Origin of the sequence: Amycolatopsis camponoti, assembly GCF_902497555.1 — a bacterium.
GTDB lineage: Bacteria > Actinomycetota > Actinomycetes > Mycobacteriales > Pseudonocardiaceae > Amycolatopsis > Amycolatopsis camponoti.
Genome location: NZ_CABVGP010000001.1, coordinates 2037793 through 2055880 on the forward strand (window position 1 = coordinate 2037793; position 18088 = coordinate 2055880).

Here is an 18088-nt window from a genome sequence, read left to right on the forward strand (position 1 = left end):
TGCCACGATGGCCCCCGTGACCCTTGAACGCGTCCTCGCCCCGCTCGACGCGGCGCTGCCCGAGCTCGAAGCGCTGTACATCGACTTGCACCGGCATCCCGAGCTGTCCTTCGCCGAGACCCGGACGGCGGCCGAGCTGGCCCGGCGGCTGGAGCGCGACGGCTACGAGGTGCACACCGGCATCGCCGGTACCGGCGTGCTGGGCGTGCTGCGCAACGGCGAGGGCCCGACGGTGCTGCTGCGCGCCGACATCGACGCGCTGCCGGTCGAGGAGAAGACCGGGCTGTCGTACGCGAGCACCGCCCGCGGCACCGACGAGCACGGCAAGGACGTCCCGGTCATGCACGCGTGCGGGCACGACATGCACGCCACCTGGCTCTCCGGCGCCGCGGCGCTGCTCGCGAAGGGCCGCGACACCTGGTCCGGCACGCTGCAGGTGGTCTTCCAGCCGGGGGAGGAGGGCGTCGGCGGCGCCGTCGCGATGGTCCGCGACGGCCTGTTCGACCGCGCCGGGACGCCCGACGTCGTGTACGGCCAGCACCTGGTGCCCGGCCCGGCCGGCTGGGTGCTCACCCGGCCCGGCGTGATCATGGCCGCGACCGACACCCTGCGCATCACCCTGTTCGGCCGCGGCGGCCACGGCTCGCGCCCCGAGACGACCGTCGACCCGGCCGTGCTGGCCGCGTCCGTGGTGCTCAAGCTGCAGACGATCGTCTCCCGCGAGATCGCCGCCACCGACTCGGCGGTCGTCACCGTCGGCTCGCTGCACGTGGGCACCGCGAGCAACGTGATCGCCGACGACGCCGTGCTCGAGGTGAACGTCCGGTCGTTCGACCAGGCCGTCCGCGAGCGCGTGCTCGCCGCGGTGGAGCGGATCGTCAACGGCGAGGCCGCGACGGCGGGCGCGCCGAAGCCGCCCGAGATCGTCCGGTCCGGCTCCTACCCGATCACCGAGAACGACGAAGCGGCCAACGACGCGCTCACCGAGGTCTTCCGCGCCCACTTCGGTGCCGAAGCGGTGCTGCCGGCGCCGCTGGTCACCGGCAGCGAGGACTTCAGCGAGTTCGGCCGCGCGGCCGGCGTCCCGTCGGTGTTCTGGCTGGTCGGCGGCTTCGACCCGCACACGGTGATCACGGCGATGACCGAGGGCCGGTTCGAGCGCGACATCCCGTCCAACCACTCGCCGCGCTTCGCCCCGGTGCTGCACCCGACCCTGCGCACCGGCATCGAGACGCTCGTGACCGCCGCGTTGAGCCGGTTGTCCCACCCCGGTGTCGGATGACCGGCACAGGTGGGACGATGGGACGTGGAGGTGGTGCAGTGACCATGCCCGCCAACGACTCGGACCCGGTGCTGATCACCGGGGCGGCCCCGTCGTACGAAGAGCAGTTCAAAGCGCGCAAGCGCAAGTACGTGATCATGATGGCGTGCCGCATCCCGTGCCTGATCCTCGCCGGGCTGACCTACCACACCTGGTGGCTGGCGCTGGGGTTCCTGGCGATCTCGGTGCCGCTGCCGTGGATCGCGGTGCTGATCGCCAACGACCGCCCGCCCCGCAAGTCCGAGAACGTCTCGACCTACCAGCACGAGGCGACGGCGATCGAAGGCACCAGCCACCGCGTCATCGACGGCTGAGCGTCAGACCGGCTGCGGGCCCACCTTCCCGACCGCCAGCGCGCCCAGCCGCGTCCCGTGCCGCAGGACGTCCACAGTGGACTCCCCGGCCAGCCAGCCGGTGAGCACGCCCGCGTCGAACGCGTCGCCCGCGCCGGTCGAGTCGATGCACTCGGCTTCGACGGCCGGGACGCTCGTGACGCCGCCCTGATCGACCCAGCTCGCGCCGTCCAGACCGGCGGTCACGACCACCGCGCCGACGGCGTCGAGCAGCTCCTTCGCCGACGCCGGATCCGCCGAACCGGTCAGCGCCACCAGCTCCTCGGTGTTCGGCATCAGCAGGTCGACCCCGCGGACGTCGTCGAGGAACGCGGCCGGGTCGGTGATGTGCGCGGCGGCCTGCGGGTCGACCGACGTCGTCAGCCCCGCTTCGCGAGCGGCGGCCAGCGACGCCAGCCCGGCCGCGCGTGACGGCGGGTCGAGCAGCACGTACCCCGACAGGTGGAGGTGCCGGGCGCCGGCCAGCGCCTCGGCGGTGACGTCTTCCGGGGCGAAGCGCTGGTTCGCGCCGCGGTCGGCGAGCATGCTCCGCTGCCCGGAACCGTCGACCATCACCACGACGCAGCACGTCGGCGCTTCGGGGTCGACGGCGAACGCGCACCGCACGCCCGCGGCCTCCAGCTCGGCCTTGATCAGCCGGCCGCCCGGGTCGTCGCCGATCCGCGCGACCAGCGTCGTGTCCGCGCCGAGGTGACGCAGCCACAGCGCCGTGTTGGCGCCCGAGCCGCCGCCGGTGAATCGGATCTTCGCGCGGGCGTCGCCGCCGTGCGGCAGCGGCTTGTCGTGCCGGGCGATCACGTCGAGGGCCGCGTCGCCGACCACCACGATCCCGCTCACGACAGCGCCACCGCGACCTCGGTCGCCAGCTTCGCGTTGTTGAGCACCAAGGCTTCGTTCGCGTCGATGCTCACGCCCGCGCTCGCCGTGTGGAAGTGCTCCAGCAGCACTGGTGTGACATCGGCGCCGTGCACGCCCCGCTCGGCGACCAGTGCGAGGCCTTCGGCGAGCAGCCGGTCGTGCAGCTCTTTGTCCATTTCGGACGCTTCGGGGATCGGGTTCGCCAGCAGGACACCGGAATTCGCGTACGCGCGGTGCGCGGCGACCACGGCGGCGGCCTGCTTCGGGTCGTCGACCCGCCAGCCCACCGCGTGCCCGGACGAGCGGAGGTAGAACGCCGGGAAGTCATCGGTGCGGTAACCGAGCACCGGCACCGAGTTCGTCTCCAGCACTTCGAGCGTCGCCGGGATGTCGAGCACCGACTTCACGCCGGAGCAGACCACGACGGTCGGCACCTTCGCGAGCACGCCGAGGTCCGCCGAGACGTCCCACGACTGCGCCGCGCCGACGTGCACGCCGCCGAGGCCGCCGGTGGCGAACATCCCGATGCCGGCCGCGGCCGCCAGCGCCGACGTGCTCGCCACGGTCGTCGCGCCGGAGCGGCCGAGGCCGACGGCCGGGCCGAGGTCGCGCAGCGACAGCTTGTCCAGGCCGGCGTCCGGCGCGCAGACGCGCTCCAGTTCGGCGGGGGAGAGGCCGACGACGACGCGGCCGTCGAGCACCGCGATGGTGGCCGGGACGGCGCCGCCGTCGCGCACCACGCGCTCGAGGCGGTGGGCGACGTCGAGGTTGCGGCCGGCGGGGAGGCCGTGGGACAGGATGGTGCTCTCCAGCGCGACGACGGGGTGCCCGTCACGCAGCGCCGAGGCGACCTCTTCGTGCAGGGTGAGTGGGGTGGTCACGAGGAACCATCATCGGTGATCGGTTCGCTCGCGGCGCCAGTGGGTCAGCTCGGCCGTCAGGTTCTTTTCCGCGGCGGTCGCCCAGCGTGTCCGCGCGGCTTCGCTGCGGTAGAGCGTCCTGCTCAGCATGCCCTCCAGGACGGCGATGCGGCCTTCGCGCCAGATGTCGTCGGGGTACTTCGCGTACTCCTCACGCACTGCGCGGGCGTACGTCGAGTACCGCTCCTCGGGCGCGCCGAGGATGGCGAGGTCGGCGTCGAGGAGCGCGGTGGCGAGGCGGTCGTCCGGCGGGGCGTCGTGCTTGATCGTCGCGAGGATCAGGCCTTCGACGCGCTTCTGGTGCGTTTCGGCGACCCCGTCCAGCGCTTCGCGGGCCCATCGCGCGCTGGCGCGTTCGTCTTCGCCGGGGTTCGCGTCGTAGACGACGTCGTGCGTCCAGGCGGCGACGGCGACGATCGCGCGTTCGACGTCGCCGAGGTCGCCGGCCAGCCAGGCGGAGTCCCGCGCGACGGCGGCCGCGTGGTCGAGCGTGTGGTAGCGGCGGTGGGGCTCGGCGTAGCGCGCTTCGAGCCGCGGCCACGCGTCGGAAACACCGCCCAGTGCCGCCACCGCATCGCGCCACTCCATCAGTCGAAGATGCCGCGCGGGCGGGCGACCTGGTCCAGCCAGTCCTCGAGCTGCTTCTCCCAGTTCACGTCCGGCTTCATCGTGAACATCCCGAGGAAGTCCTGCCCGCGCCCGCCGAAGCCGCCGGTCTTGGTCACCCGGACCCGCTTGGTGACCTCCAGGACGACGTCCGTGCGGCTCGACGACGCCAGGAACGTCACCGCGAGCTGGGAGAACACGCTCGCGAAACGTGGCGAAGGCATGAAGCGGATCTCCTGGAAGAACGGCAGCTGCTGCTGCGCGCCGTTGATCCGGCCCTGCTCGAGGATCGCCTCGCGGAAGGTGAAGCCGGTCCGGCTCAGCGCGTCGAGGACCCGCTTCTGCGCCGGGAGCGGCTCGATCGCGACGGCGTCGGCGTCGAACGGGTCCGACACGGCCGAGGCCAGGTCGAGCTCGGCCCGCACGCCCACGGCCATGCCGGTGAGCGGCTTGGCGAAGACGCTCGTGACGGGCGTCTCCCACGGCAGCGGCACCTCGAAGGGGAGCCGCACCTGCTGTCCGGCCCGGATCGTCTCGGCGCCCACCAGGTGCTGGGAGCCGAACGGGAGGTCTTCGGTCTTGTCCGCGCCGGGGACCTGGACGCGGGCCAGCAGCGTCACCGCGAGGCCCTTGATCTCCTGGTCGACCTCGCCGCCGGCCAGCAGCACCTCGCCGTGCAGGGGACGGCCGGGGGAGGCGGTCCGGTCGAGCAGGCGGGCGTCGATCTTCGCTCCGCCCGAGCCGAACGTCGCGAGCACCTTCTGGAACATGCCGCCGATCCTGCCAGGTCGAGGGGCTTTCGTACGAGGTCCGGCGGGACTCGGGCACAATGGCCGGGTGAGCACCGAGACGCTGACGAAGCCGGAAACCACGCCCGAGGGCACGGACACGGCCGACGACGACACCCCGAAGATGTTCCACTACGTGAAGAAGAACAAGATCGCCGAGAGCGCGGTCATGGGCAACTTCGTGGTGGCGCTGTGCGGCGAGGTCTTCCCGGTCACGAAGTCGCCGAAGCCCGGTTCGCCGGTCTGCCCGGACTGCAAGAAGATCTTCGACGGGCTGCGCCCGGGGGAGTGACCCCGGCTTGAACCCCGGCGGGTGTTCCCGCCGGGTCTTCGGGCTGTCCGGAAACGGACAAGTCGTCGAACAAACGTGAAAAACCTTCATTCGGCGGGTGCGCCGGGTGCGGGAGACCTGGTAAATCCAGCGGGCCAGGTCTCCTCACCCACCGGAGTCGCACATGCGCAGAACCGGGATCGTGCTCATCCTCGCCGCCCTGCTCGCCGTGGTCTCGCCCGCGCTCGCCCAGGCCGTCACCGGCTGGTCGGAGGTGGGCCGGGACTCCGCGCGCGCCCTCGACGAGAGCCAGGGGCTCGCCACGATCGTCCGCCCCTCGGGCACCACCATCCGCTACACCGGGATCGGCACCATCCCGGCGGACCTCAACTCGCAGGGCTGGAACCACGTCGGCGACCCCGGCTCGGCCCAGGGCTTCTACGTCGAGCCCTACCAGCGTGACGACCGGGGCGCGAAGCTCTTCCGCGTCCAGGCCCCGGACGGCTCGTGGAAGAACTACAAGCACAACCTCGAGTCGTGGGAAGCGAACAACAACTCGTTCGCCGCGGTGTCGCCCGACGCCCGGTGGATGGTGGCGGGGGAGTGGGGCACGATGGATCGCCTCCTGGTCCACCCGATGCCCGGCGTGGCGGCCACCGACCCGGCCCAGAACCTGCCCCTGTCCGGCACGATCCGGCTCGACCACCAGGTCCGCGACGTCCAGGGCTGCGACTTCCAGACCGCGACCCGCCTGCTCTGCGCGTCCGACGACCCGGACGGCAGCCTCTTCGGCACCACGAAGCCGCTCCTGCAGGTGGACCTCGCGGGCCCGCTGTCCGGCTCGGACGTGGCCGGGCACGTGACGTCGCTGGGTCAGCTCCCGTTGCGCAGCGGCTGCAGCGGCAACTTCGAGGTCGAGGGCATCGACTTCGACGAGCGGGACAACACGCTCCGCGTGATCGTGATGTCGCCGAGCATCTGCATCCTCTTCGACAGCATGACCTACCGCTTCAAGCAGTAGCCGTGTGATCGAAGGGTCGACTCGCGTGATTGCGGAGTCGACACACGTGATCAGGCGGACGACACGCCGGGGCTGGGATGGCCTCGGCGTGTCGTCCCTTCAATCACGCGTGTCGACCCTCGGATCACGTGTGTCGGCGTTCTGATCACGGTTGCCGGCGTGACTCAGGCGGTCGGGGCGGGGTCCAGGGACTCCGACTCCGGCGCCTCCTTCGGCGCCCGCTTGGCCTCGCGGCGAGCGCGGCGGCGCTCCTTGCGGGTCTCGACCATCGTGTAGAGGGTCGGGACCAGCACCAGCGTCAGCAGCGTCGAGCTGACCAGGCCGCCGATCACCACGATGGCGAGGGGCTGGCCGATGAACCCGCCCTGGCCGGTGATGCCCAGCGCCATCGGGACGAGCGCGAAGATCGTCGCCGCCGCGGTCATCAGGATCGGCCGCAGCCGGCGCCGGCCGCCTTCGGTGACGGCGTCGGCGACGCTCATCCCCTCGGCCCGGTACTGGTTGATCAGGTCGATCAGCACGATCGCGTTCGTCACGACGATGCCGACCAGCATCAGCATGCCGATCAGCGCCGGCAGGCCGAGCGCGGTGCCCGTCGCCAGCAGCAGCCCGATCGCGCCGGTCGCCGCGAACGGGATCGACACCAGCAGGATCAGCGGCTGGATCAGGCTGCGGAACGTCGCCACCATGATCAGGAACACGATCGCGATCGCCGCCAGCAGCGCCAGGAACAGGTTCGAGAACGCCTCCTGCTGGTCCTGGCTCACGCCGCCGAGCGAGTACGACGCGCCGCCGGTGAACGTCAGCCCGTCCAGCTTGGACTGGATGTCCGCGGTCGTCTTGCTCAGGTTGTCGCCGGTGTTCTTGGCCGTGACCGTGGTGCTCAGGTCGCCGCCGGTGCGGTGCACCGACGCCGGTCCGTCCACAGTGGACACCTTCGCGACCTCGTCGAGCCGGACGACCCCCGTGGGACCGGGGATCTGCAGGCCCTTCACCTGGTCGACCGTGGCCGGCGCGGTGCCGGCGCGCAGCACGATGTCCGTGCGCTGGCCGCCGACCGGCAGCTGCGTCACCGTGCGGCCGGCGATCGCCTGGTTGGCGACCTGGCCGATGGTGCTCGCCGACAGCCCGCGCGCGGCGGCCGCGGCGTCGTCCACCTCGACCTGCACCCGCGGCGAGCCGACGGCCAGGTCGCTGCTCACCTCGGTCAGCCCGGACACTCCGCCGAGCGCCTGCACGATCTGGTCGGACGCGGGCTTCAGCGCGGCCTCCGACGGCGCGGTCACCGTCACCGAGACCTGGTCGGAGTTGAACCCGGACGCGTCCGCGCCGATCTTGACCTCGCCCAGCTCCGGCCGGGAGGTCAGCTTCGACCGGAGCCGGTCGGACAGCGCGTTCAGGTCGGTGTCCTTCGCGACGGTCACCGAGATGCTGGTGTTCGTCCCGCCCCCGAAGCCGAACGCGCCCCCGCCGCCGATGCTGACCTGGTAGGTCTGCACCGCGGGCTCCGCGGCCAGCGCCTGCTCGACCGCCGTCGCCGCCTTCTCCTTCGCCGCTACGCTCGTGCCCGCGGGCAGCTTCTGCGTCATGTTCAGCGTGGTGCCGCCGGACTGGTCGAGGAAGTTCGTGTTCAGCCGCGTCGCGAGCCCGACCGTGCCGGCGAAGATCAGCAGCGCCAGCAGCACGACGGTCAGCCGCCGCTTGGTCGCGAACCGGATCACCGGCAGGTAGGCGCGCTGCAGGAAGCTGCGGCGCTCCTTCTCGACGGCCGCTTCGCGGGCCCGCTCGGCCTCGATGGCGTCCGCCGGGACCTCGGGCTGCTTCAGGAACCAGTACGCCAGCACGGGAACCACGGTCAGCGAGACGAGCAGCGAAGCCAGCAGCGCCACCGTGACGGTGATCGCGAACGGCGAGAACAGCTCGCCGACGAACCCGCCGACGAACGCGATCGGCAGGAACACCGCGACGGTCGTCAGCGTGGACGACGTCACCGCGCCGGCCACCTCGCGGACGCCGTCGAGCACCGCCCGCTGCTTCTCCTCGCCGTAACCCAAGTGCCGCTTGATGTTCTCCAGCACGACGATCGAGTCGTCGACCACCCGGCCGATCGCGATAGTCAGCGCGCCGAGGGTGAGCAGGTTGAGCGACAGGTCGCCGGTCCACAGCGCGATCAGCGCGACCACCACCGACAGCGGGATGGACACCGCGGTCACCAGCGTCGAGCGCACCGACAGCAGGAACAGCAGGATGACGATGACGGCGAACGCCAGGCCCAGCAGGCCTTCGGTGGTCAGGCCGCTGATCGCGTCCTTCACCGGCGTGCCCTGGTCGAACACGACGCTCATCTCGGAGCCGGTCTTCTTCGCCAGGTCCGGCAGCTTGGCGCGGACGGCGTCGGAGATCGCGACGGCGTTCCCGTTGTCCACCATGGTGATCGAGAGGCCGAGGCTGGGCTTGCCGTTGGTGCGCGTGATCGACGTCGCCGGCGCGAAGCCGGTCTGGACGTCGGCGACGTCACCCAGCTTCACCGGTCCGCGAGCCGGCGTTCCCGGCCGCGCGGCGCCGGCCGCGGCGCTCGGCGTGAGGTAGAGGTCGCGGAGGGTGTCCACAGTGGTCTGCCCGCCACCGACCTGGACGCTCAGCGTCTTGTCGCCTTCGGTCAGCGTGCCGGCCGGCACGGCGGCGCCGGCGGTCTGCAGCGCGGTCGCGATCGACGCCGGGTCGACGCCGGCCGCGGCCAGCTTCGCGTAGTCGAGCGTGATCGTGACGCGCGGCTGCTGCACGCCGGTGACAGTCACCGTGCGGACGCCGTCGATCTTGCGCAGCTCCGGCGCGACCTGGTCGGTCAGCGCGGGCGCGAGCTGCTGCGGGTCACCGGCCGTGCCCGCGGCGACCAGGATCACCGGCAGGTCGTCGGTGCTACCGGCGGACACGGACGGGTCGGAGTTCTGCGGCAGCCGCGGGCGGACCTGGTTCACCGCCTGCTGGATCCGCGAGACGGCCGCGTCGAGGTCGGTGCCGAACGCGAACTGCGTGACGACGCGCGAGACGCCGTCCGAGCTGGTCGAGTTGATCTCTTCGAGGCCCTTGAGCCCCTGCAACGCGCCTTCGAGGGGTTCGGTGACCTGGCGGTCGACCGCGTCCGGCGACGCCCCCGCGTACGCCGTGACGATCTGGGCCTGCGGGAACTGCAGCGACGGGAACAGCTGCTGCTTGATCTGCGGCAGCGCGAAAGCACCGAAACCGACGACCACCAGCGCGAGCAGGCCGATCAGGCTTCGGTTGCGCAGGCTCAATCTGGCCAGCACGGACATGACTTCGACAACCCCCTCGGGAACGACGCGGCGACCGACGCCTGCGTCAGTGACCGGCCGAGCTTCCCATGTCCGACCTGAGGGGCGACTCAGTCTGGGGGTGGATTCCGGGTCGTCCCTGGGGAGGAGACGCGACCCTGAGCAGCGCTGGGTGCCGGGTCGGGCGCGCTCGGTGACGGCTCGTCCTCTTCGGACGGTCCGGCGTCCTCGTCCGGCGCGTCACCGTTGGACGAGACCTCTTCGGGACGCGGGCGCCGCAGCGGGGTGGTCGTGCGCTCCCACAGCTTCCGGCCTTCTTCGGTGCGCAGCCGCTCGGACGCGCGTTCCATCTCCAGCCGCCGCCACTTGCGCCGCTGCCGCCGGGTCGCCTTCGCCGGCCACAGCTCCTGGATCGCGCTGTTGAAGTAGGCCCCGCCGACCACGGCCAGCCCGATGAAGAACATCAGCAGCAGGAACGCGATCGGCGCGGCGAGCGCGCCGTAGGTGTAGCCGGTCTTGGTGATCCAGTTCAGGTAGACGCGCAGGCCGACCGAGGAGAGCAGGAACACGACCATCGCGAGCACGGCGCCGGGCAGCCCGCGGTGCCACGGCAGCTTCCGCGGCAGGGCGAGCTTGTACAGCGTGGTCAGCGCGAGGGTGATCATGATCCCGAGGGTCGGGAAGTACAGCGCGCTCACCCACGAGGTGACCGTCGGGCGCCACTCGGTGGGGAAGAACTCCGGCAGCAGGTCGGGGCCGATCGCCAGCAGCGGCAGCCCGACGACCAGGATGACGAGGCCGCACAGGTACAGCAGCAGCGCGAAGATCCGCTGCCAGACGTCGTTGCGGACGCCGTACTGGTCGTGGGCGACGGTGATCGCGTCCACGAACGACGACATCGCCGACGAACCCGCCCACAGCGAGATCAGGAAGCCCACCGAGACGATCTCGCCCTTGCCGACGGTGAGGATGCTGTTCACGGTCGGCTCGATGATGTCGTGGACGGCGTTGGCGCTGAAGACCGTCTTGCAGAAGCCGATGATCCGGTCGTGCACCTGGGTGACGACGTCCTGCCCGAACCACTCGCCGACGAAGCCCAGGCTGCCGAGCAGCCCCAGCAGCAGCGGCGGCAGCGACAGCGTCTGCCAGAAGGCCGCCTCGGCGGCCTCGGAGAAGATGTTGCCCTCCCAGGCCTTGGCGAGCGTGCGCGTGACGAGGCGCCACGGCCCCCTGCGGGCCACCTTCGTCGCTGCGGACGGCTGAACCTCACCCATGACGTGTCCAGCATGGTCCATCCGTGCTGATTTGGCTCGTCACCGTGCCTGCGCCCGGGCGTGTCGGGGGACATCACCCGTGCCGGTGCCGGGAACTGTCGGACCCGGCCGGTAGACTCGCTCCAGTGCCCTCACCGCAGTCGCCACGCCGGTCGTCCTGGCCGAAGTCGGTACCACAGTGAGGGTTTTCGCACGTCACAGCACTTGAGGCACGTGAGCGAGGGGGAGGACCGGCGATGACGGAGACGCAGCTCGGGGCGCCTCCCGCGGAGAAGGACTCGACCGCGCGCCCGCTGCGGGCGTGGCAGCGGCGGGCGCTCACGAAGTACCTGACGCGCAAGCCGAAGGACTTCCTCGCGGTGGCGACGCCCGGTGCCGGCAAGACGGTGTTCGGCCTGCGGATCGCCGCCGAGCTGCTGAGCGACCGCACGATCGAGGCCGTCACCATCGTCACCCCGACCGAGCACCTCAAGCACCAGTGGGCGTCGGCGGCGGCGATGGCCGGGATCCAGATCGACTCGAACTTCCGCAACACCACCGGCGTCACGTCGTCGGACTACAACGGTGTCGCGCTCACGTACGCGCAGGTCGCGGCGCACCCGACGTTGCACCGCGTGCGCACCGAGAACCGCAAGACGCTGGTGATCCTCGACGAGATCCACCACGGTGGCGACGCCAAGTCGTGGGGCGACGCGATCCGCGAGGCCTTCACCCCGGCCGTCCGGCGGCTGTCGCTGACCGGGACGCCGTTCCGGTCCGACGACTCGGCCATCCCGTTCGTCACCTACGAGCCGGACTCCGGCGGCTTCCAGCGCAGCAAGGCCGACCACTCGTACGGCTACGCGGACGCGCTGGCCGACGGCGTGGTCCGGCCGGTCGTCTTCCTCGCCTACTCGGGTGAGGCCTCCTGGCGCACCAGCGCGGGGGAGGAGTTCACAGCGCGGCTCGGCGAGCCGCTGACGGCGGAGCAGAACGCCCGCGCGTGGCGCACGGCCCTCGACCCGGCGGGCGAGTGGATCCCGGCGGTGCTGCACGCGGCCGACACGCGGTTGTCGCAGGTCCGCCAGAGCGTGCCGGACGCCGGCGGGCTGGTGATCGCCACCGACCAGGAGTCGGCGCGCGCGTACGCGAAGATCCTGGAGCGGCTTTCGGGCGAGACTCCGACGCTGGTGCTCTCGGACGACCCGAAGGCCTCGGGCCGGATCAAGGAGTTCTCCGAGACGAACGAGCGCTGGATCGTGGCCGTCCGCATGGTCTCGGAAGGCGTCGACGTCCCGCGGCTGGCGGTGGGCGTGTACGCGACGAGCGCTTCGACCCCGCTGTTCTTCGCCCAGGCGATCGGCCGGTACGTGCGAGCCCGGAAGAAGGGCGAGACGGCGAGCGTGTTCCTGCCGTCGGTCCCGGTGCTGCTTGAGCTGGCCAGCGAGCTGGAGGCGCAGCGCGACCACGTGCTCGGCAAGCCCCACCGGGAGAAGGAAGGCTGGGAGGACGAGCTCCTCGCCCAGGCCAACCGCACCGAGGACGAGCCGGGCGAGGAGGAGAAGGCGTTCACCTCGCTGGGCGCCTCGGCCGAGCTCGACCAGGTCATCTACGACGGCAACTCGTTCGGCACGGCGGTGTTCTCGGGCTCCGACGAGGAGCAGGAGTACCTCGGCCTGCCGGGGCTGCTGGAGCCCGACCAGGTGCGCGCGCTGCTGCGGAAGCGGCAGGAAGAGCAGATCGCCGACGAGAAGCGCCGCAAGCCCGCGAAGGAAGAGGCCGCCCCGGCCCCGGCCCGCCCGCAGTCGGTGAGCGAGCGCCTCGGCGCGTTGCGCAAGGAGCTGAACGCGCTGGTGGGCATGTACCACCACCGCACGAAGAAGCCCCACGGCGCGATCCACAACGAGCTGCGCCGCGTGTGCGGCGGCCCGGTGACGGCGATGGCGACGGTCGAGCAGCTCGAGGAACGGATCGTCACCCTCCGGACCTGGTGAGGCCCGACCGGCTCTGAGCGCAGCTCGTCCACGCGTCGGGTCCGGCGGCTCCTCGGAGACCCGCGATGTCGCCCGAGAGGCTGAACCCGCTCGTCACCGTCCGTTCCACCGAGGCCGCGCCGGACCTTCCACAAGTCCGTGACGTTGCGTGCCCGATCGGTCGTCTCCCGGCTGCCCCCGCGTCCCCCGGGCGGTGGTGCTTCGGGCACCTTCGGGTCCGAAGTTCGCAAGTCGGCGACCAATCCGGGGCGTTTGCCGTGGGTTCACCACCACTTCCCGGCGGATCGCGCTGGGTGTACACCTCCGGAGTATCTTCAGCTCGCTAGGAAACCTGGATGTAACACACCGTGAGTGCTGGCGATCACATCGTCAGCGGATCTACTCTTTCCGGGCGATACCCAGCCTGTGTTGCCGAACCGTGTCCAATTGGTGTCATTTAATCGATCCAGCTATCTTCCCCGCAGCCGCTCAGCGGCATATGTTGTCGCCCACAACATATGCGCGTCGGTGCGCCGGGACCCTTCCGGATCACCGCCTCGCAGGGCCCGAGACGACGTCGACGGCCCACTCGTCACAATGCTTGGATCCGGAAGGAACGAGGATGCGCAGCAGAACCCTTACCCTCCTCGCCGCCACGGTGAGCACCGGCTTGGTGCTGACCGCTTGCGGTGCAAACAGTTCGGACAGCGGGGGCACGGGGAGCAACTCCGCTTCCTCGTCCGCCCCGGCCGCCGCCGGTGGTGCCTCCGGCAAGGTCGGTGTCATCCTGCCGGAGACCGCCACCTCGGCCCGCTGGGAGGCGTTCGACAAGCCGATGCTGACCGCCGCGCTGACGGCGCAGGGCTTCGAGGTCGACGTCCAGAACGCCCAGGGTGACAACCAGAAGTTCTCGACGCTGGCGGACGGCTTCATCAGCTCCGGCGTCAAGGTCCTGATCATCGCCCCCGGTGACCCGGCCGTCGGTTCCGCGGTCGAGGCCAAGGCCAAGACGGCCGGCATCCCGGTCATCGACTACGACCGCCCGAGCCTCGGTGGGTCCGCCGGCTACTACGTCTCGTTCGACAACGAGAAGGTCGGCCAGCTGCAGGGCCAGGCCATGGCCGACGCGCTGAAGAGCAAGGCGGGTGCGGGTGTCGTCCAGATCGAGGGCGCGCCGACCGACAACAACGCCACGCTGTTCACCAAGGGCCAGGACTCCGTCCTCGAGCCGCTGTTCTCGGCGGGCACCCTGAAGCGCATCCAGAAGCAGCCGATCAACGACTGGGACAACCAGCTCGGCGGCACGACGTTCGAGCAGATCTTCACCGCCAACGGCGGCAAGGTCGACGGCGTCGTCGCGGCGAACGACGGCCTGGCCGGCGCGGTCATCACCATCCTCAAGAAGAACGGCCTCAACGGGAAGGTCCCGGTCACCGGCCAGGACGCGACCGCCGACGGCCTGATGGCGGTCATGCGCGGCGACCAGTACATGACGGTCTTCAAGCCGATCAAGGAAGAGGCCGAAGCCACCGCCAAGCTGGCTGCCGCACTGGCCAAGGGTGACACCGCCGGTGCCGACGCCATCGCGACCGCGAAGCTGCACGACCCGACCGGCAACCGCGACATCAAGTCCGTGCTGCTGACCCCGACGACGATCCTGGCGAAGGACGTCAAGACGGTCGTGACCCAGGGCTACGTGAAGGCGACCGAGATCTGCGGTGGCGACCTCGCCGCCAAGTGCAGCTCGCTCGGCATCTCCTGACCTGCCCGTAACACCCAAGAACAGCCGGGCCGGGACGCGCACCCCGACGGCGCGTCCCGGCCCGGTCCCCACTCCCCGTTCGCGGGGATCGCCTGGCCCCAGCGGCGGCAGAGGGCATCGGAAATTCGGAGAAATGCCATCCATGAGTGAGCCCATCCTCGAGATCAAGGGCCTGAACAAGAGCTTCGGCCCCGTCCACGTCCTCCACGACGTGGACTTCGACGTGCGCGCGGGCGAAGTCACCGCCCTGGTCGGCGACAACGGCGCCGGCAAGTCGACCCTCGTCAAGTGCATCGCCGGCATCCACCCGTACGACTCGGGGGCCGTGCGGTTCAACGGCGAGGACACCCACATCCGCGGCCCGCGCGACGCGGCGGACCTCGGCATCGAGGTCGTCTACCAGGACCTCGCGCTCGCCGACAACCTCGACATCGTCCAGAACATGTTCCTCGGCCGCGAGCGCGGCAATTCGTGGAAGCTGGACGAAGCCAGCATGGAGAAGGCCGCCCGCGAAACGCTGGCCTCGCTCTCGGTCCGGACCGTCAAGTCCGTGCGCACCCCGGTTTCCTCGCTGTCCGGTGGTCAGCGGCAGACCGTGGCCATCGCGAAGTCGGTGCTGTGGAACAGCAAGGTCGTCGTCCTCGACGAGCCGACCGCCGCCCTCGGCGTCGCGCAGACCCGGCAGGTGCTCGACCTCGTCCGCCGGCTCGCCGAGCAGGGCCTGGGGGTCGTGCTGATCAGCCACAACATGGCCGACGTGTTCGAGGTCGCCGACCGCATCTCCGTCCTCTACCTCGGCCGGCTCGTCGCCGAGGTGCACACGAAGGACGTGAGCCACGGCCAGATCGTGGAACTGATCACCGCTGGTCGCTCCGGTGACCTCGGCCTGGCCCGGCCCGAAGCCGTGGTCCTGTGAGCGGGAAGAAAGAACCGGAAATGACTGAAACTCCTGCCAAGCACGAGGTCGGTACCCCGGCCGCGGAAGCGCTCGCGCAGACCCAGAACCCCACCGCGGCGATCACCGACTTCGGCATCGACACGACATCGATGTCAACCGGGGAAGCCGTCCGCGACTACTTCGCCCGCATCCGCGCCGGTGAGCTCGGCTCGTTGCCGTCGTTGTTCGGCCTGCTCGTGCTGGTGATCCTGTTCAGCGCGCTGTCGGACAACTTCTTCACGCTGGCCAACATCGCCAACGTGTTCCCGCAGGGCGCGGGCGTGATCATCATCGCGATGGGCATCGTCTTCGTGCTGCTGCTCGGCGAGATCGACCTCGCGGCCGGTGTGGCGTCCGGCACCGCCGCGTCGGTGATGGCCCTGCACTACGTCCATGCGGGCAATTTGCTGGGCACCTTGGGCTCCGGCGTGTTCATCACGTTCATCGCGGTCCTCGCCGCGGCCATGCTGCTCTCGGCCTACCAGCGGATCTGGGGTGGCGCAGTGCTGTCGCTGATCGGCCTGCTGATCGTCGCGATCGGCGTCCCCGCCAACGCCTGGCTGGAGATCGTGCTGGCCATCTGCGTCGGCACCTCGATCGGCTGCATCACCGGCTTCCTGGTGTCGAAGATCGGCATGCCGTCCTTCGTCGTGACGCTGGCGCTGTTCATCGTGTGGCAGGGCGTCCTGCTGCAGTTCATCGGTGAGGGCGGCACGATCGGCATCACCAACTCGGACGTCCTGTACAAGATCGCCAACGGCAACCTGAACGTCCTCGGCAGCTGGATCTTCTTCCTCGTCGCCGCCGGCGGGTTCGCGGCGATCACGCTGCTCAGTCACTTCCGGCGGCTCCAGCGCGGCCTGGTCGTCCAGCCGACGACGCTGGTGCTGATCAAGGTCGGCGCGCTCGTCGTGCTGTCGGCGGTGGGGACCTGGCTGCTGACGATCAACCGCTCGCCGAACAAGGCGGTCGTCACGATCCAGGGCATCCCGTACGTCATCCCGATCATGCTGGTGCTGCTGGTGGCCGGGACCTACGTGCTCAACCGGACCAAGTACGGCCGGTACGTCTACGCGGTCGGCGGCAACAAGGAAGCCGCCCGCCGTGCCGGTATCGACGTGCCGAAGATCCGGGCCAGCGTGTTCGTCATCGGCTCGGCGGTCGCGGCCATCGGCGGCATCGTCGCCGCGTCGAAGGTCGGCTCGGTCAGCCCGCAGTCCGGTGGCCTCAACACGCTGCTGTACTCGGTCGGCGCGGCCGTCATCGGCGGCACGTCGCTGTTCGGCGGCAAGGGCCGCGTGGCCGACGCCGTCGTCGGTGGTCTCGTGATCGCCGTGGTCATCAACGGCCTGGGCCTGCTCAAGCAGCCGGCCGCGGTGGTCAACATCGTCACCGGTCTGGTCCTGTTGCTCGCCGCCACGGTCGACGCGCTGTCCCGGCGCCGCGCGGCTGCGTCGACGCGCTGAACCAGCCTGGCATGATCAAGCCTGTGTCCAGCTCACCCGTTGCTCGACCGGACGAGGTGCGCCGGCACAACCGCACGACCCTGCTCCGCCTGCTGCACGTCGGCGGGCCGAGCACCCGGGCGACCCTGGCCACGCAGCTGGGGCTCAACCGGAGCACGATCAAGACCCTCGTCGACGGGCTGGCGGAAGCCGGCGTCGTCGAGGAGAAGGTGCCGAGGCCGGGACGAGGGGCGGGCCGCCCCTCGCTCCTGGTCCTGCCCCAGCCGCACGCGGCGGTCGTGCTCGCGGTCGACCTGCAGGTCGAGCACGTCGCGATCGCCCTGGTCGGGCTGGGTGGCCAGATCCTGGGCCGCAACAGCTGGAACCTGCGGGGCCGGATGGGGCAGCCCGACGAGGTCATCACGCACGTCATCGAGTCGACCGCCATCCTGGCGAGCGACCTCGACGTGACCCCGGTGGCCGCCGGGGTGTCCGTGCCGGGCGTCGTCCGGCGGGCGGACGGGCACGTGCACGAAGCCCCGAACCTGCGCTGGACCGACGTCGCGCTCGGCGAGCGGCTCGGCGCGGTCTTGCAGATCCCGATCCTGGTCGGCAACGACGCCGAGTTCGGCGCGGTCGCCGAGCACCTGCGCGGCGCGGCCCGCGGGGCGTCCGACGTGGTGTACATCTCGGCGGACGTCGGGGTCGGCGGCGGCGTCATCGCCGAGGGTTCGGCGCTGCGCGGCGGCTCCGGCTACGTCGGCGAGATCGGGCACATGGTGATCCGCCCGGACGGGCGGGACTGCTACTGCGGCAGCAGCGGCTGCTGGGAGACCGAGGTCGGCGAGGCGGCGCTGTGCCGGGCGCTCGGCCTGCCGGAGGACACCCCGCGCGGGGCGATCCTGTTCGAGCTGCGCGAGCTCGGCCGGAACCCGGAGGTCGCGCTGACGCGGCTGGCGGAGTTCGCCGAGTGGCTGACCCTGGGGTTGATCAACGTCGTCAACCTGCTCGGACCGCAGCTGGTGATCCTCGGCGACCTGCTGACGGTGCTGCCGGAGGCGGTGCTGCGGCACGTCGGCACGGAGGTTCGCCGGCGCAGCCTGGTGAGCCGCGCGGTCGGCGGCACCCGGATCATCAGCTCGGCGCTGGGGGCCGATGTGAAGCTGCTGGGCGCCGCGGAAGTGGCGTTCGAAGTCGTGCTGGATTCTGTCTGATTTCCTGTCCGGTTTTGTGTCCGGAATCACGGTCTTTCGCGGCCGTACCGTGATATCGGCCACGCATTGTGCA

At 70.7% G+C, this 18088-nt stretch carries 15 protein-coding genes; 9 read left to right on the plus strand and 6 right to left on the minus strand.

Annotation, left to right across the window (positions count from 1 at the left end):
* The first annotated feature begins 16 nt into the window (after positions 1 to 16).
* Positions 17 to 1282, plus strand: a complete 1266-nt coding sequence (locus AA23TX_RS09835) for an amidohydrolase (RefSeq protein ID WP_155542249.1) — start codon at positions 17 to 19, stop codon at positions 1280 to 1282.
* Positions 1283 to 1299: 17 nt separating this feature from the next.
* Positions 1300 to 1635 (plus strand): DUF3099 domain-containing protein, encoded by a 336-nt coding sequence (locus tag AA23TX_RS09840; RefSeq protein WP_196425258.1) that lies wholly within the window; start codon positions 1300 to 1302, stop codon positions 1633 to 1635.
* A 3-nt stretch (positions 1636 to 1638) separates the two neighbouring features.
* Here the strand turns inward: AA23TX_RS09840 and AA23TX_RS09845 are convergent, their stop codons facing one another.
* Genes AA23TX_RS09845 through AA23TX_RS09860 form a run of 4 tightly spaced genes read right to left on the minus strand, consistent with a single transcriptional unit; the run spans position 1639 to position 4828 of the window.
* Complete coding sequence (locus tag AA23TX_RS09845; RefSeq protein WP_196425259.1) at positions 1639 to 2511, minus strand: carbohydrate kinase family protein; 873 nt, start codon at positions 2509 to 2511, stop codon at positions 1639 to 1641.
* The gene (locus AA23TX_RS09850) at positions 2508 to 3413 is read right to left on the minus strand and encodes a pseudouridine-5'-phosphate glycosidase (RefSeq protein ID WP_155542251.1); all 906 of its coding nucleotides are present in this window, start codon (positions 3411 to 3413) and stop codon (positions 2508 to 2510) included. Before AA23TX_RS09850 ends, AA23TX_RS09845 begins: the two co-directional genes overlap by 4 nt.
* Before the next feature lie 9 nt (positions 3414 to 3422).
* Positions 3423 to 4040, minus strand: a complete 618-nt coding sequence (locus AA23TX_RS09855; protein WP_155542252.1) for an HD domain-containing protein — start codon at positions 4038 to 4040, stop codon at positions 3423 to 3425.
* Entirely contained in the window at positions 4040 to 4828 is a 789-nt protein-coding gene (locus AA23TX_RS09860) for a sporulation protein (protein ID WP_155542253.1), read from the minus strand. Before AA23TX_RS09860 ends, AA23TX_RS09855 begins: the two co-directional genes overlap by 1 nt.
* Positions 4829 to 4895: 67 nt before the next feature.
* On the opposite strand from AA23TX_RS09860, the gene AA23TX_RS09865 reads away from it, so the two are divergent.
* Both AA23TX_RS09865 and AA23TX_RS09870 read left to right on the plus strand, forming a co-directional pair.
* Positions 4896 to 5138 (plus strand): DUF3039 domain-containing protein, encoded by a 243-nt coding sequence (locus tag AA23TX_RS09865; RefSeq protein WP_155542254.1) that lies wholly within the window; start codon positions 4896 to 4898, stop codon positions 5136 to 5138.
* 163 nt (positions 5139 to 5301) lie between these two features.
* On the plus strand, positions 5302 to 6138 hold the full coding sequence (locus AA23TX_RS09870) for a hypothetical protein (protein ID WP_196425260.1): 837 nt from the start codon (positions 5302 to 5304) through the stop codon (positions 6136 to 6138).
* A gap of 164 nt (positions 6139 to 6302) precedes the next feature.
* On the opposite strand, the gene AA23TX_RS09875 is transcribed toward AA23TX_RS09870, so the two are convergent.
* Both AA23TX_RS09875 and AA23TX_RS09880 read right to left on the minus strand, forming a co-directional pair.
* Positions 6303 to 9452, minus strand: coding sequence for an efflux RND transporter permease subunit (locus AA23TX_RS09875; RefSeq protein ID WP_155542255.1), 3150 nt, complete (start codon positions 9450 to 9452; stop codon positions 6303 to 6305).
* Positions 9453 to 9541: 89 nt separating this feature from the next.
* Entirely contained in the window at positions 9542 to 10705 is a 1164-nt protein-coding gene (locus AA23TX_RS09880; RefSeq protein WP_155542256.1) for a YihY/virulence factor BrkB family protein, read from the minus strand.
* 236 nt (positions 10706 to 10941) lie between these two features.
* Between AA23TX_RS09880 and AA23TX_RS09885 the strand changes: the two genes are divergently transcribed.
* The 5 genes from AA23TX_RS09885 (at position 10942) to AA23TX_RS09905 (ending at position 18015) form a co-directional block, all read left to right on the plus strand.
* The gene (locus tag AA23TX_RS09885) at positions 10942 to 12678 is read left to right on the plus strand and encodes a DEAD/DEAH box helicase (RefSeq protein ID WP_155542257.1); all 1737 of its coding nucleotides are present in this window, start codon (positions 10942 to 10944) and stop codon (positions 12676 to 12678) included.
* 601 nt (positions 12679 to 13279) lie between these two features.
* The gene (locus tag AA23TX_RS09890; protein WP_155542258.1) at positions 13280 to 14419 is read left to right on the plus strand and encodes a sugar ABC transporter substrate-binding protein; all 1140 of its coding nucleotides are present in this window, start codon (positions 13280 to 13282) and stop codon (positions 14417 to 14419) included.
* Positions 14420 to 14561: 142 nt separating this feature from the next.
* Positions 14562 to 15335, plus strand: a complete 774-nt coding sequence (locus AA23TX_RS09895; RefSeq protein ID WP_155542259.1) for an ATP-binding cassette domain-containing protein — start codon at positions 14562 to 14564, stop codon at positions 15333 to 15335.
* A gap of 20 nt (positions 15336 to 15355) precedes the next feature.
* Entirely contained in the window at positions 15356 to 16822 is a 1467-nt protein-coding gene (locus AA23TX_RS09900) for a sugar ABC transporter permease (RefSeq protein ID WP_155542260.1), read from the plus strand.
* An 11-nt stretch (positions 16823 to 16833) separates the two neighbouring features.
* Positions 16834 to 18015 (plus strand): ROK family transcriptional regulator, encoded by a 1182-nt coding sequence (locus AA23TX_RS09905; protein ID WP_155542261.1) that lies wholly within the window; start codon positions 16834 to 16836, stop codon positions 18013 to 18015.
* The last annotated feature ends 73 nt before the right edge of the window (positions 18016 to 18088 follow it).